Here is a 12,894-nt window from a genome sequence, read left to right on the forward strand (position 1 = left end):
CCACGCCGGCCCCCCCCCCCGCCCCCCCCGGAGCCCCCTGCCCCCCGCCGCACAGGGGGGCCGCCAACGGCCGAGTCCGCTCCCGGAGAAGCGGACTCCGGTCAGGCCCGGCGGGCGAAGTCGGCGAACGCCGGACCGGGCGGCGCCGGAGACTGCCGTGGTCACGTTCCGTGCGGGAGCGGTGTCCGCGGCGGGTGATTCCGACCGCCGGCGACCCGGCGGGAACTCGTTTTGGAGCACGGGCTTCCATCGGGTAATGTTCTTCCCGTCGCCAGGCGGAACCGGCCGAAAGGCCAAAGACGCAAGGCGGTCACCAGGACAAAAGTTCCGAAAGAGCTTGAGTTCCGGTGGGGTATGGTGTAATTGGCAGCACGACTGATTCTGGTTCAGTTAGTCTAGGTTCGAGTCCTGGTACCCCAGCGTGATCTTCCCAGCAAGATCCAAGCCCCCGTTGTGTAGCGGCCTAGCACGCCGCCCTCTCAAGGCGGTAGCGCCGGTTCGAATCCGGTCGGGGGTACTCGCGGTCCTCCGGGATCGCTGCTGGGGCCCCCGTTGTGTAGCGGCCTAGCACGCCGCCCTCTCAAGGCGGTAGCGCCGGTTCGAATCCGGTCGGGGGTACGGACGAGGAGAGGCCCCCCGCTGCGGCGGAGGGCCTCTCCTCGTCGTGCCGCCGGTGCGTCCGCGCGGTCATCGTGGCAGGCGTACCGGCGGGGCGGTCAGCCGCCGTTGCGGCGCAGAGCCTCGGTGAGGCGGCCGGCGGCCTCCACGATCGCCTGGGCGTGCATCCGGCCGGGGTGGCGGGTCAGGCGCTCGATCGGGCCCGAGACCGACACCGCCGCCACCACACGGTTGGACGGGCCGCGCACCGGCGCCGAGACCGAGGCGACGCCGGGTTCGCGCTCGCCGATGGACTGGGCCCAGCCGCGCCGCCGTACCCCCGAGAGGGCCGTCGCCGTGAAGCGGGCTCCCTGCAGCCCCCGGTGCAGCCGCTCCGGTTCCTCCCAGGCCATCAGGATCTGGGCCGCCGAGCCGGCCTTCATCGGGAGGGTGGAGCCGACCGGAACGGTGTCCCGCAGTCCGGACAGCCGTTCCGCCGCGGCGACGCAGATCCGCATGTCCCCCTGGCGGCGGTAGAGCTGGGCGCTCTCCCCGGTGATGTCGCGCAGGTGCGTGAGCACCGGGCCCGCCGAGGCGAGCAGCCTGTCCTCGCCCGCGGCGGCGGCCAGCTCGGCCAGGCGCGGGCCCAGGATGAAGCGGCCCTGCATGTCGCGGGCCACGAAGCGGTGGTGTTCCAGTGCCACCGCGAGCCGGTGCGCCGTGGGGCGCGCGAGCCCGGTCGCTCCGACCAGCCCGGCGAGGGTGGCCGGACCGGACTCCAGAGCGCTCAATACCAGAGCCGCCTTGTCGAGTACGCCGACGCCGCTAGAGTTGTCCATGCAACGATATTCACGTCTCACATTACGAAACGCAAGTTCAATTTCCCCGGGAAGCCGCCAAGCTGGAGTGACAGTCGCCACCCCGCCCGTGCGGACACGGCGGCACGGATGTCGAGACGAGGCCGGCAGTGCGGCCGGTCGGAGGGAAAGCGATGGGACGGACACTCGCGGAGAAGGTTTGGGACGACCATGTCGTCCGGCGCGCGGAAGGCGAGCCCGACCTGCTCTTCATCGACCTGCATCTGCTGCACGAGGTCACCAGCCCCCAGGCGTTCGACGGGCTGCGCAAGAACGGGCGCCGGGTGCGGCGCACCGATCTCACCATCGCCACCGAGGACCACAACACCCCCACCCTCGACATCGACAAGCCCGTCGCCGACCCCGTCTCGCGCACCCAGCTGGAGACGCTGCGCAAGAACTGCGCGGAGTTCGGGGTGCGGCTGCACCCGCTGGGTGACGTCGAGCAGGGCGTCGTCCACGTCGTGGGACCGCAGCTCGGGCTGACCCAGCCGGGCATGACGGTGGTCTGCGGCGACAGCCACACCTCCACGCACGGCGCCTTCGGCGCGCTGGCGTTCGGCATCGGCACCAGCCAGGTCGAGCACGTGCTGGCCACCCAGACCCTGCCGATGGCGCCCTTCAAGACGATGGCGGTCACGGTCAACGGCGAGCTGCCCGACGGGGTGACAGCCAAGGACCTGATCCTGGCGATCATCGCCAGGATCGGCACCGGCGGCGGACAGGGCTATGTGATCGAGTACCGCGGCGAGGCCATCGAGAAGCTGTCGATGGAGGCGCGGATGACCATCTGCAACATGTCCATCGAGGCCGGCGCCCGTGCGGGCATGATCGCCCCGGACGACACCACCTTCGCCTATCTCGAAGGTCGCGACCACGCGCCGAAGGGCGCCGACCGGGACGCGGCCGTGGAGTACTGGCGCACCCTGCGCACCGACGAGGGCGCCGTCTTCGACCACGAGGTGGTCATCGAGGCGTCCGAGCTGGCACCGTTCGTGACCTGGGGCACCAACCCCGGCCAGGGCGCGCCGCTGAGCGCGAGCGTGCCGGACCCGGCCTCCTTCACCGACCCCAGCGAGAAGCTGGCCGCCGAGAACGCGCTGAAGTACATGGGGCTGACCGCCGGGCAGCCGCTGCGCGAGATCGCCGTGGACACCGTGTTCGTCGGCTCGTGCACCAACGGCCGCATCGAGGACCTGCGCGCGGCCGCCGCCCTGCTCAAGGGCCGGAAGGTCGCCGACGGGGTGCGGATGCTGGTGGTGCCCGGCTCGGTACGGGTGGCGCTCCAGGCCGTCGAGGAGGGCCTGGACAAGGTGTTCACCGGGGCCGGAGCCGAGTGGCGGCACGCGGGCTGCTCGATGTGCCTGGGCATGAACCCCGACCAGCTCAAGCCCGGTGAGCGTTCCGCGTCCACCTCCAACCGCAACTTCGAGGGCAGGCAGGGCAAGGGCGGCCGCACCCATCTGGTCTCCCCGCAGGTGGCCGCCGCCACCGCGGTCCTGGGTCATCTGGCCTCGCCCGCCGACCTGTCCGATGTACGCGAGCCCGCGGGAGTCTGAGGAAAAGCCATGGAAGCCTTCACCACCCACACCGGCCGCGCCGTCCCGCTGCGCCGCTCCAACGTCGACACCGACCAGATCATCCCCGCGCACTGGCTGAAGAAGGTCACCCGCGACGGCTTCGAGGACGGACTGTTCGAGGCCTGGCGCAAGGACGAGGAGTTCGTGCTCAACCGGCCGGAGCGGCAGGGCGCCACCGTGCTGGTGGCCGGACCCGACTTCGGCACCGGCTCCTCGCGCGAGCACGCCGTCTGGGCACTGCAGAACTACGGCTTCAGGGCCGTGATCTCCTCCCGCTTCGCCGACATCTTCCGCGGCAACTCGCTGAAGAACGGCCTGCTGACCGTCGTCCTGCCGCAGCGGAGCGTGGACGCGCTGTGGGAGCTGACGGAGGCCGACCCGACGGTCGAGATCACCGTCGACCTCGTGGCCCGCAAGGTCACCGCGCCCGGCCTCGAGACGGACTTCGAGCTGGACGAGAACGCCCGCTGGCGGCTGCTGGAAGGGCTGGACGACATCAGCATCACCCTGCGCCACGAGGAGGACATCGCCGCGTACGAGGCGAAGCGCCCCTCCTTCAAACCGCGGACGCTCACCGTCTGACGGCCGGCGTCCCGGCGCCCGCCCGGTTCGGCGGACGTACACGCACCTCCCCGAGCGCCCCCGGCTCCACGAGCCGGGGGCGCTCGGGCGTACGGGCGGGCCGCGGCGGGGAAGAGGCATCGAGTCAAGTCCCCTCCCGCCGAGCGTAGTTGACTCACCCTTACGTGTCCGCCCGCGGCGTGTTGGGGGACGCCCGGGGTGACAACTCGCCTCCAATGGCACAATCTGTGCATGGACAGCGACGGCCAACTCCCCCTCTACGACCTCGTCGCCGCCCGGCTGAGGAAGGCGCACGCCATGGTGCGTGCGCTGCAAGTGCCCGACGACGTACGGGCGGCGCTCGTCCGCAGGCTCCTCGCCGTCACGGCCGCCGCGAAGCAGGACCTGACCGGCGCGGCACGGCGGCTGGACCGGCTGATGGAGGACATCGAGGCCGGTAACGACCTCCTCCCCGGAGAACGGGAAGACCGGCGCACGGACAGAAGTGCGTGATGGTCTATTTCGTTGCGACACAAGGGTGATTCGTACGTTTCGCGTTTGATTTGCGGTAAATATCTGCCTAACGTGCGAAAAAGCTTGGACAGATTCGTTCCGGCAATGCCTCCGAAGGGGAAGACGTGAACAAGGCGCAGCTCGTTGAAGCAATTGCCGACAAGCTCGGCGGACGGCAGCAGGCCGCCGACGCGGTCGACGTGGTGCTGGACGCGATCGTCCGCGCGGTCGTCGCCGGCGACCGGGTCTCGGTCACAGGCTTCGGCTCGTTCGAGAAGGTGGAGCGTCCGGCCCGCTACGCCCGCAACCCCCAGACCGGCGAGCGCGTCAGGGTCAAGAAGACCTCCGTTCCGCGTTTCCGTGCCGGCCAGGGCTTCAAGGACCTGGTCAGCGGTGCCAAGAAACTCCCCAAGGGGGGCGAGGTGGCCGTGAAGAAGGCGCCCAAGGGCAGCCTCTCGGGCGGGGCCGGCGCCACCACCCGCAAGGCGGCGGCCAAGAAGGCCGCCGCCAAGAAGACGACGGCGAAGAAGGCGGCGGCGAAGAAGAGCACCGCCAAGAAGACCACGGCCACGGCCACCCCGGCGAAGAAGACGACGGCGAAGAAGGCGGCGGCGAAGAAGAGCACCGCCAAGAAGACCACGGGAAAGAAGAGCGCCGGGAAAGCCGTCGCCAAGAAGGCGCCGGCCAAGAAGGCATCCGGCCGCAGCACCTCGGCGCGCAAGAGGGCGGCGAGCCGCAGGAAGTGAGCCGGGGCGCACGGACACGGGACGACCGCGCGGGGCCGGACTCCAGGGGGAGCCCGGCCCGCGGTGCGTCTCGTCTAGGCTCGGCGCCATGCAGGCCACCGCGTACACCTATGACCCCGCGACCCGCAGCGGCAGCGTGCTCCTCGACGACGGCACGCCTCTCCCCTTCGATGCCGAGGCGTTCGACGCGGGAGGTCTGCGGCTGCTGCGCCCGGGTCAGCGGGTGCGGATCGAGACCGAGGCCGGAACCGGGGACGAGCGGCCCCGGATCACGCTGGTGACGCTGCAGACGTTCTGAGCGTGTGCGGACCCACTCCCAGGCTCAGCGCCGCGGCCAGGTCCTCACCGGTGTCCACGTCCCGCCGGACGCCGTCCACATCCGGCAGCGCGATCTCCGCCGCGCCGGAACGCAGATGACGGAGGCGTGACGCGCCCCCGAAGGCCGGGGCCAGAGCGGTGCCGGCGGACGCGGTGAGCAGCGTGGTGCCGATCCCTGCGGCGTCGGCCAGGAAGGACCGGCGGTGCGTCCGCGCCGCCTCCAGTACCCGGGCCAGTTCCGCGGGGCGCAGGGCGGGGAGATCGGCGTTCAGCGCGGCCACCGGCGCGCCGGGACGTTCCGACCGTACGACCGCCTCGCCGTGCTCCAGCGCGGCGTTCAGCCCGGCGCCCGGCGCGTCCGGCACGATCCGCGCCCCCAGCGCGGCCAGTTCCGCCCCCGCGTGCGGATCGTCCGTGACGATCACCACACCCTCCACCGCCGGGCAGGCGAGCGCCGCCGCGACGGTGTCCTGGGCGAAGGCCAGGGCCAGGGCGGAGCGCAGCTTCCCCCCGGCCGCCGGGGCCAGTCTGCTCTTCGCCAGCGCCAGTGGTTTGAGGGGGACCACCAGGGACCACCTCAGAGCCGCCGCGGCCCGCGCCGCCGTGTCGTCGCGATGCATCGGCACCATTCTCACCCGCCGCCGGAGCCGCCCGGGGCCCCCGGGGTTACGGTGTGCTCGACAGGACGACGGCCCGGGGCGACACTTGTGCGGTTGTTCCCCGGCGGTGCGCGTGCCGCAGCAGGCAAGAGGAGATGGTGTCCGGGTGTCCCGCCGCAGAATCGGCTTCTGGTACCGCTTTGCCGCGGTTTTGGTGAAACCGCCCCTGGCGGTGCTGTTCAAGCGGGACTGGCGCGGAATGGAGCATATTCCGGAAGACGGCGGATTCATCACCGTGGTGAATCACAACTCCTATCTGGATCCGCTCTCCTACGCCCACTACCAGTACAACACCGGCCGCGTCCCCCGATTCCTGGCCAAGGACTCCCTGTTCAAGGGCGGATTCGTCGGCGCGATGATGCGCGGCACGGGGCAGATTCCCGTCTACCGCGAGACGGCCGACGCCGTGAGCGCCTTCCGCGCCGCCGTCGAGGCGATCGACAAGGGTGAGTGCGTGGCGTTCTATCCCGAGGGCACCCTCACCCGCGACCCGGACATGTGGCCGATGGAGGGCAAGACCGGTGCCGCCCGCGTCGCCCTGATCACCAGGGCGCCCGTCATCCCCGTGGCGCAGTGGGGTGCCAACGAGGCCGTGCCGCCGTACGCGGGGATCAAGAAGATCCGGTTCTTCCCGCGCAGGACGCTGAAGGTGCTGGCCGGGCCGCCCGTCGACCTGTCGCGGTTCTACGGTCGCGAACCCACCGCGGAACTGCTGCGCGAGGTCACCGACGTCATCATGGACGCGATCACACAGCTGCTGGCCGAGGTGCGCGGCGAGCCCGCGCCCGCCCAGCGGTACGACCGTCGCCGGGTGCTCGCGCAGGGCCGGCGCGGCCCCGCCGCGAGGACGGCCGCGGGCGGCGGGCCCGCCGGGTACGGTGCCGCCGGGGATCAGGCCGCCGGCCAGAGGCCCGCCGGCCACGTGGTGGCCGAGGGAGAGAGCGCGTGACGCGAGTCGCCGTCTACGGCACCGGATCCTGGGGCACCGCCTTCGCGATGGTGCTCGCCGACGCCGGCTGCGAGGTGGCCCTGTGGGGCCGCCGCGCGGAACTGGCCGAGGCGGTCAACACCACCCGCACCAACCCCGACTACCTGCCGGGGGTCGTCCTTCCCGAGGCCGTGCGCGCCACCACCGACCCCGCCGAGGCCGCGACCGGGGCGGAGTTCACGGTGCTGGCCGTGCCCTCCCAGACCCTGCGCGGCAACCTCTCGGCGTGGAAGCCGCTGCTGCCGCCGGACACCGTGCTCGTCTCCCTGATGAAGGGCGTCGAACTCGGGACCGCCAAGCGGATGAGCGAGGTGGTCGGGGAGGTCGCCGGGGCCGGCCCGGACCGGATCGCCGTGCTGTCCGGCCCCAACCTGGCCCGCGAGATCGCCGAGCGGCAACCCGCGGCCTCCGTCGTCGCCTGCCGTGACGAGGAGGTGGCCCGCAGGCTCCAGGCCGCCTGCCACACCCCCTACTTCCGCCCCTACACCAACACCGACGTCGTCGGCTGCGAGCTGGGCGGGGCGGTGAAGAACGTCATCGCGCTGGCGGTCGGCATCGCCGACGGCATGGGCCTGGGCGACAACGCCAAGGCGTCGCTGATCACCCGCGGTCTGGCCGAGACCACCCGGCTCGGCCTGGCCATGGGCGCCGACGCGCACACCTTCGCGGGCCTGGCGGGCCTGGGGGACCTGGTCGCCACCTGCTCCTCGCCGCTGTCGCGCAACCACACCTTCGGCACCAACCTCGGCAGGGGCATGACCCTGGCGGAGACCGTCGCGGCGACCCGGCAGACCGCCGAGGGTGTCAAGTCCTGCGAGTCGGTGCTGGACCTGGCCCGGCGGCACGGCGTCGACATGCCCATCACCGAGACGGTCGTCGACATCGTCCACGACGGCAAGCCGCCGCTGGTCGCCCTCAAGGAACTGATGTCGCGCAGCGCCAAGGCCGAGCGCCGATGACCGCCCGCCACCGTCACGTCAGGTAACCTCGCCCGGATATGAGCAGCCAGTCCTCCCCCCCAGGCCCCCAGACGCCCCCGCCGCCCGGTCGGCGGCCGCGCGTCGCCGTCGTCTTCGGCGGCCGCAGCTCCGAGCACGGGATCTCCGTGGTCACCGCGGGCGCCGTACTGCGCGCCATCGACCGCGGCGCCTACGACGTCCTGCCCATCGGCATCACCGCCGACGGCCGCTGGGCGCTGACCGCCGACGACCCCGCGCGGATGGCGATCGCCGACCGCGCCCTGCCGAGCGTGGAGCAGCTCGCCGAGTCCGACACCGGCTCCGTGCTGCTGCCCTTCGAGCCGGACAACCGCGAGGTGGTCTACAGCGAGCCGGGTTCGGTGCCCAAGGTGCTCGGGGAGGTCGATGTCGTCTTCCCCATGCTGCACGGGCCGTACGGTGAGGACGGCACGCTCCAGGGCCTGCTGGACCTGGCCGGGGTGCCCTACGTCGGCTCGGGCGTGCTGGCCTCGGCGGTCGGCATGGACAAGGAGTACATGAAGCGGGTCTTCACCTCCTTCGGGCTGCCCGTCGGGCCCTACACGGTGGTCAGGCCGCGCGAGTGGGAGCAGGACGAGAAGGCCGCGCGCAGGAGGATCGTGGACTTCGCGGCCGACCACGGCTGGCCGGTCTTCGTCAAGCCCGCCCGGGCCGGATCCTCCTTCGGCATCACCAAGGTCGACGACCCGGCGGGCCTGGACGAGGCGATCGCCGAGGCGCGTCGCCACGACCCCAAGATCATCGTCGAATCGCTGCTGCGCGGCCGCGAGATCGAGTGCGGCGTCCTGGAGTTCGAGGACGGCCCGCGCGCCAGCCTTCCGGCCGAGATCCCGCCGGCCACGGCCCACGACTTCTACGACTTCGAGGCCAAGTACATCGACTCGGCCGAGGGGCTGGTGCCCGCCCCGCTGACCGCCGGGCAGACCCGCGAGGTCCAGGAACTGGCGGTGCGCGCCTTCGACGCGGCCTCCTGCGAGGGCCTGGTCCGCGCGGACTTCTTCCTGCTGGACAGCGGCGAGTTCGTCATCAACGAGATCAACACGATGCCCGGCTTCACCCCCATCTCCATGTACCCGCGGATGTGGGAGGCCAGCGGGGTCGGCTACCCGGAGCTGGTCGACCGCCTCATCCGGGCCGCCCTGCGCCGCCCGACCGGCCTGCGCTGACCGCCCCGCGCCGACCGCCCCGGGCCCGCGAGGGGCGCGTTCCGGGGCGGACGCGGCGGGAGGTCACAGCGGCTTCTCCGGAACCGCCTCCCGCACCGCGTCGGCGAGGTCGACCAGGGCGTTGACCTCGGGCGCGTACGCCTCGGGAACGGTGACCCGGACGAAGACCTCGCGTCCGAGGAGGGTGAACCGGTGGCCGTCCCCCCGCTCCTCCAGCAGCCAGGAGACCCCGTTCACCTCCACCGAGTCGGAGACGGGGTTGTAGTGTTCACTGCCGGGCGTGAGGACCTCGGGCCGCGGCACGCCGCAGCCCAGCTCGATCGCGGGGTCGCCCCACACGGCGGCGAACCGCGTCCCGGGCTCGATCTCGCCCCAGTGCTGCCCGTCCACCTCCTCGGGCAGCGCGTCGTACAGCTCGCGGCAGACCTCGGCGGCCTCGCCCGTCGGGCTCGGCACGGGCGGACCGGGGCGGTCGCCGCCGGACGCGCAGCCCGCCGCCGCGGCGAGCACGGCGAGTGCGGCAACGGACACACGGAGGGCGGACGGCGGGGACCGGCGGGGCACGGAGCTCACCGGGCGAGCATACGGGGGGCTACAGGTGCACGACCGGGCAGGTCAGGGTGCGGGTGATGCCCTCCACATGCTGGATGCGGGCCACCACCATGCGGCCCAGATCGTCCACCGTGTCGGCCTCGGCCCGCACGATCACGTCGTAGGGGCCGGTGACGTCCTCGGCCCGGACCACTCCGGGGATCGCGCCGACGACCTCGGCGACGGACGACGCCTTGCCGACCTCCGTCTGGATCAGGATGTAGGCCTGTACCACGGAACCTCCAGGGCGGCTACGAGGACCATGTGGGAAGAAGGGACGCCACGGTACCGCGTCGCCCATGCCGCCGGGGAGACCCGCGCGGCGGGCGGGCGTGGTGGAACGGGGACGCGGGGGGCCGGACCGGCGGCCGCGGCGGTACCGTTCGAGCGTACTGACGAAGGGGCACGACGATGCTGAGTTCTCCCGGGGGGCAGCCTCCCCCCGGATTCCCCGGGGGCGCCCCCAGGACCCCCGGCCGTACCGTCGGGGAGCTCGGGGAGTTCGGGCTGATCCGCGAGCTGACCTCGCGGATCACCCCCACACCGGCCGTACGGATCGGCCCGGGCGACGACGCGGCCGTGGTCTCCGCGCCCGACCGCCGCGTGGTGGCCAGCACCGACCTGCTGCTGGAGGGGCGGCACTTCCGGCGCGACTGGTCCACCGCCTACGACGTCGGCCGCAAGGCCGCGGCGCAGAACCTGGCCGACATCGCCGCCATGGGCGCCGAGCCCACCGCGCTGCTGCTCGGCCTCGTCGTGCCCGCCGAACTCCCCGCCACCTGGCCCACCGAGCTGATGGACGGCCTCCACGACGAGTGCCAGGTCGCGGGCGCGGCCGTGGTCGGCGGGGACGTGGTACGCGGCGAGGCCATCACCGTGGCCATCACCGCGCTGGGCGATCTGCACGGACGCGAGCCGGTCACCCGCTCCGGGGCGCGGCCCGGTGACACCGTCGCGGTCACCGGCTGGCTGGGCTGGTCGGCCGCCGGGCACTCGGTGCTCGCCCGCGGGTTCCGCTCGCCGCGGGCCTTCGTCGAAGCCCACCGTCGACCCGAGCCCCCCTACCACGCGGGACCGGCGGCGGCGGAGCTGGGCGCGACGGCGATGACGGACGTCAGCGACGGGCTCGTCGCCGACCTCGGGCACATCGCCGAGGCCAGCAAGGTCCGCATCGACATCCGCTCCGCGGCCCTGGACGTCCCTGTCCAGATGTCCGACATCGGGCAGGCGGTGGGCGTCGACCCGCTGCAGTGGGTGCTCACCGGGGGCGAGGACCACGCGATCGTCGCCACCTTTCCGGCGGGAGCCAAGCTGCCCGCCCGCTGGCGCCGCATCGGCGAGGTGCTGCACCCCTCCACCGCACCGCAGGTCACGGTGGACGGCGCCCCGTGGGACCGGGCGGGCGGCTGGGACCATTTCGGGGAGTGAGCGCTGGGAGGCGAGGGGGCGGGGGACGCCGTCGGCCCGGCCGTAGGCTGCGGGGCATGCGTACACCACCACCGCGCGTCCTCACCATCGCCGGGTCCGACTCCGGCGGCGGAGCGGGGATCCAGGCCGACCTGAAGACCATGCTCGCGCTCGGCACCCACGGGATGAGCGTGCTGACCGCCGTCACCGCGCAGAACTCCCTGGGCGTGCGGGGCGCCTGGGAACTGCCCGCCGAGGCGGTGCGGCAGCAGTTCCGCAGCGTCGTGGACGACATCGGGGTGCAGGCGGTCAAGACCGGCATGCTGGCCACCGCCGAACTGGTCGCGACGGTCGCCGGCCTGCTGGACGGTCTCGCCGCACCCGTGGTCGTCGACCCCGTGGGGGTCTCCAAGCACGGCGACCCGCTGCTGGCCGCCGAAGCGCTGGAGACGGTGCGCGCCGAACTGCTGCCCAGGGCCACCGTCGCCACCCCCAACCTGGACGAGGTCGCCCAGCTCACCGGTGTACGGGTGGAGCGTGAGGCAGACCTGCCGCGCGCGGCGGAGGCGGTGCTGGCGTACGGGCCGCGGTGGGCGCTTATCAAGGGTGGCCATCTCAAGGACGGAGCGGACGCGGTGGACCTGCTCACCGACGGCGCCGCCGAGCACTGGCTGCGTGCGCCCCGCCACGACAACCGCCACACCCACGGAACCGGCTGCACCCTGGCGGCCGCTGTCGCCGCGCGGCTGGCGGGGGGACGTACGGTTCCGGAAGCGGTCGCCGACGCGAAGGAGTACGTGACGGGCGCCATCGCCGCGGGCTTCGCGCTGGGCGGCGGCATCGGGCCCGTGGACCACGGCTGGCGGCTGGGGCGGGAGGATCCGGGAGGGAGGTCCTGAGCGGCCGTCCGGCCGGCCACGGAGTGTCGTCCGAAGGCCGCGACGCGGGAAGGCCGGTCCACCAGAAGTGGACCGGCCTTCCCGCGTAACCGGCAAAGTGGCCGCGCTGGGCGTTGCGTCAGCGCGAGACCGGATCACCCCCGCCGCACGGCGGGGAGAGGCCATGCGCTCAGCGCGAGACCTTGCCGGCCTTGATGCACGAGGTGCAGACGTTGAGCCGCTTCGGCGTCCGACCGACCATCGCACGCACCCGCTGGATGTTGGGATTCCAACGGCGGGACGTACGGCGGTGCGAGTGCGAGATGTTGTTGCCGAAGCCCGGCCCCTTGCCGCAGACGTCGCAGTTGGCAGCCACGGGTCACTCCAAAGACTTCAGATGCACTTACAGTGAAATCCCGGCGTCGGCAGGATCAGATGATGACCGGCACTGCCAGGGAATTGGGATAGAGCCCGAGCGGGTCGGGCAACCGGGGAAGCATACCTCGCCCCCGTCCGGACCACGAAATTACCACGGCCCGTACCGCCCTCCCGGCCCCGCCCCCGGCCGTGGCGGGCACTAACCTTCGCCCGTCGCAGATGTTCTCCCCGGCCACCCGGCCGCAAGCACCCAGGAGGCCCATCCGTGCCGCACCCGCTCGACGCCGCCGCGGTACGGGAGTGGAGCGCCCAGGCGCTCGACGCGCTGGGCCGCGTCCGCGAGACCATCGACGCGATCAACGTCTACCCGGTCGCGGACGCCGACACCGGCACCAACCTCTACCTGACGGTGGAGTCCGCCGCCCGTGCCGTCGAGGCCGCCTGCGCGGGGGAGCCCACCCCGGCACAGGCGGTGCGGGCCATGGCGCACGGCGCGCTGATCGGCGCACGCGGCAACTCCGGGACGATCCTGGCGCAGCTGCTGCGCGGCATGGCCGAGGAGATGGCCGAGGCCCATGAGGACGGCGGGGGCCGTGAGCGGGGCGGGGACGACGGGGAGCCACTGCGGCGCGCGCTGGTCCGTGCCGCGGCCGCGGC

Annotated in this window: 16 protein-coding genes and 3 tRNA genes; 14 read left to right on the top strand and 5 right to left on the bottom strand. The window is 72.6% G+C overall.

All coding sequences use genetic code 11. The features are described 5' to 3' along the window. The first annotated feature begins 348 nt into the window (after positions 1-348). The 3 genes from AC2CJA_RS16195 (at position 349) to AC2CJA_RS16205 (ending at position 618) form a co-directional block, all read left to right on the top strand. Positions 349-420 (top strand) — tRNA-Gln (locus AC2CJA_RS16195). A gap of 24 nt (positions 421-444) precedes the next feature. Continuing rightward, a tRNA-Glu gene (locus AC2CJA_RS16200) sits at positions 445-517 on the top strand. Between the two features lie 28 nt (positions 518-545). Further along, positions 546-618 (top strand) — tRNA-Glu (locus tag AC2CJA_RS16205). Between the two features lie 98 nt (positions 619-716). Here the strand turns inward: AC2CJA_RS16205 and ndgR are convergent. After that, complete coding sequence (gene ndgR / locus AC2CJA_RS16210; protein ID WP_093850624.1) at positions 717-1,436, bottom strand: IclR family transcriptional regulator NdgR; 720 nt, start codon at positions 1,434-1,436, stop codon at positions 717-719. Between the two features lie 152 nt (positions 1,437-1,588). Here ndgR and leuC point away from each other — a divergent pair, with 152 nt between their 5' ends. The 5 genes from leuC (at position 1,589) to AC2CJA_RS16235 (ending at position 5,152) form a co-directional block, all read left to right on the top strand. Next, entirely contained in the window at positions 1,589-3,013 is a 1,425-nt protein-coding gene (gene leuC, locus AC2CJA_RS16215; protein WP_484603414.1) for a 3-isopropylmalate dehydratase large subunit, read from the top strand. A 9-nt stretch (positions 3,014-3,022) separates the two neighbouring features. Continuing rightward, a complete protein-coding gene (gene leuD / locus AC2CJA_RS16220) occupies positions 3,023-3,616 on the top strand; it encodes a 3-isopropylmalate dehydratase small subunit (RefSeq protein WP_484603415.1) in 594 nt (197 codons plus the stop codon). Positions 3,617-3,847: 231 nt separating this feature from the next. Continuing rightward, positions 3,848-4,108 carry an SCO5555 family protein gene (locus AC2CJA_RS16225; protein ID WP_484603416.1) on the top strand — a complete coding sequence of 87 codons (261 nt, stop codon included), beginning with the start codon at positions 3,848-3,850 and terminating at the stop codon, positions 4,106-4,108. A gap of 125 nt (positions 4,109-4,233) precedes the next feature. Continuing rightward, on the top strand, positions 4,234-4,854 hold the full coding sequence (locus AC2CJA_RS16230) for an HU family DNA-binding protein (RefSeq protein ID WP_484603417.1): 621 nt from the start codon (positions 4,234-4,236) through the stop codon (positions 4,852-4,854). 88 nt (positions 4,855-4,942) lie between these two features. Next, the gene (locus AC2CJA_RS16235; RefSeq protein WP_484603418.1) at positions 4,943-5,152 is read left to right on the top strand and encodes a hypothetical protein; all 210 of its coding nucleotides are present in this window, start codon (positions 4,943-4,945) and stop codon (positions 5,150-5,152) included. Here AC2CJA_RS16235 and cofC read toward each other — a convergent pair. After that, on the bottom strand, positions 5,124-5,801 hold the full coding sequence (cofC, locus tag AC2CJA_RS16240; protein WP_484603419.1) for a 2-phospho-L-lactate guanylyltransferase: 678 nt from the start codon (positions 5,799-5,801) through the stop codon (positions 5,124-5,126). The two genes, AC2CJA_RS16235 and cofC, sit on opposite strands and share 29 nt — an antisense overlap. A 136-nt stretch (positions 5,802-5,937) precedes the next feature. Here cofC and AC2CJA_RS16245 point away from each other — a divergent pair, with 136 nt between their 5' ends. Genes AC2CJA_RS16245 through AC2CJA_RS16255 form a run of 3 tightly spaced genes read left to right on the top strand, consistent with a single transcriptional unit; the run spans position 5,938 to position 8,983 of the window. Further along, positions 5,938-6,780 carry a lysophospholipid acyltransferase family protein gene (locus AC2CJA_RS16245; RefSeq protein WP_484603420.1) on the top strand — a complete coding sequence of 281 codons (843 nt, stop codon included), beginning with the start codon at positions 5,938-5,940 and terminating at the stop codon, positions 6,778-6,780. Next, positions 6,777-7,778 carry an NAD(P)H-dependent glycerol-3-phosphate dehydrogenase gene (locus AC2CJA_RS16250; protein ID WP_484603421.1) on the top strand — a complete coding sequence of 334 codons (1,002 nt, stop codon included), beginning with the start codon at positions 6,777-6,779 and terminating at the stop codon, positions 7,776-7,778. The genes AC2CJA_RS16245 and AC2CJA_RS16250 overlap by 4 nt, the downstream gene beginning before the upstream one ends. A 38-nt stretch (positions 7,779-7,816) precedes the next feature. Then, a complete protein-coding gene (locus AC2CJA_RS16255; RefSeq protein WP_484603422.1) occupies positions 7,817-8,983 on the top strand; it encodes a D-alanine--D-alanine ligase family protein in 1,167 nt (388 codons plus the stop codon). Between the two features lie 63 nt (positions 8,984-9,046). On the opposite strand, the gene AC2CJA_RS16260 is transcribed toward AC2CJA_RS16255, so the two are convergent. Together AC2CJA_RS16260 and AC2CJA_RS16265 are read right to left on the bottom strand one after the other, a co-directional pair. After that, positions 9,047-9,514 carry a DUF3515 domain-containing protein gene (locus AC2CJA_RS16260; protein WP_484603423.1) on the bottom strand — a complete coding sequence of 156 codons (468 nt, stop codon included), beginning with the start codon at positions 9,512-9,514 and terminating at the stop codon, positions 9,047-9,049. A 61-nt stretch (positions 9,515-9,575) separates the two neighbouring features. Next, positions 9,576-9,809 (bottom strand): Lrp/AsnC family transcriptional regulator, encoded by a 234-nt coding sequence (locus AC2CJA_RS16265; protein ID WP_093662086.1) that lies wholly within the window; start codon positions 9,807-9,809, stop codon positions 9,576-9,578. Positions 9,810-9,985: 176 nt separating this feature from the next. Here AC2CJA_RS16265 and AC2CJA_RS16270 point away from each other — a divergent pair, with 176 nt between their 5' ends. Together AC2CJA_RS16270 and thiD are read left to right on the top strand one after the other, a co-directional pair. Next, positions 9,986-11,002 carry a thiamine-phosphate kinase gene (locus AC2CJA_RS16270; protein WP_484603424.1) on the top strand — a complete coding sequence of 339 codons (1,017 nt, stop codon included), beginning with the start codon at positions 9,986-9,988 and terminating at the stop codon, positions 11,000-11,002. Positions 11,003-11,058: 56 nt separating this feature from the next. Next, positions 11,059-11,880, top strand: a complete 822-nt coding sequence (gene thiD / locus AC2CJA_RS16275) for a bifunctional hydroxymethylpyrimidine kinase/phosphomethylpyrimidine kinase (RefSeq protein WP_484603425.1) — start codon at positions 11,059-11,061, stop codon at positions 11,878-11,880. Positions 11,881-12,049: 169 nt separating this feature from the next. On the opposite strand, the gene rpmB is transcribed toward thiD, so the two are convergent. Then, entirely contained in the window at positions 12,050-12,235 is a 186-nt protein-coding gene (gene rpmB, locus AC2CJA_RS16280) for a 50S ribosomal protein L28 (RefSeq protein ID WP_093662092.1), read from the bottom strand. Positions 12,236-12,502: 267 nt separating this feature from the next. Between rpmB and AC2CJA_RS16285 the strand changes: the two genes are divergently transcribed. Continuing rightward, positions 12,503-12,894 (top strand): DAK2 domain-containing protein (locus tag AC2CJA_RS16285; RefSeq protein WP_484603426.1); only part of this gene is annotated, 392 nt, incomplete at its 3' end.

The organism is Streptomyces sp. ATLC9 (assembly GCF_057196705.1).

Excerpts from the sequence above, each read along its gene's own strand:
- ndgR (WP_093850624.1), bottom strand. The coding sequence starts at position 1,436 with ATGGACAACTCTAGCGGCGTCGGCGTACTCGACAAGGCGGCTCTGGTA.
- leuC (WP_484603414.1), top strand. The coding sequence starts at position 1,589 with ATGGGACGGACACTCGCGGAGAAGGTTTGGGACGACCATGTCGTCCGG.
- leuD (WP_484603415.1), top strand. The coding sequence starts at position 3,023 with ATGGAAGCCTTCACCACCCACACCGGCCGCGCCGTCCCGCTGCGCCGC.
- AC2CJA_RS16225 (WP_484603416.1), top strand. The coding sequence starts at position 3,848 with ATGGACAGCGACGGCCAACTCCCCCTCTACGACCTCGTCGCCGCCCGG.
- AC2CJA_RS16235 (WP_484603418.1), top strand. The coding sequence starts at position 4,943 with ATGCAGGCCACCGCGTACACCTATGACCCCGCGACCCGCAGCGGCAGC.
- cofC (WP_484603419.1), bottom strand. The coding sequence starts at position 5,801 with ATGGTGCCGATGCATCGCGACGACACGGCGGCGCGGGCCGCGGCGGCT.
- AC2CJA_RS16255 (WP_484603422.1), top strand. The coding sequence starts at position 7,817 with ATGAGCAGCCAGTCCTCCCCCCCAGGCCCCCAGACGCCCCCGCCGCCC.
- AC2CJA_RS16270 (WP_484603424.1), top strand. The coding sequence starts at position 9,986 with ATGCTGAGTTCTCCCGGGGGGCAGCCTCCCCCCGGATTCCCCGGGGGC.
- thiD (WP_484603425.1), top strand. The coding sequence starts at position 11,059 with ATGCGTACACCACCACCGCGCGTCCTCACCATCGCCGGGTCCGACTCC.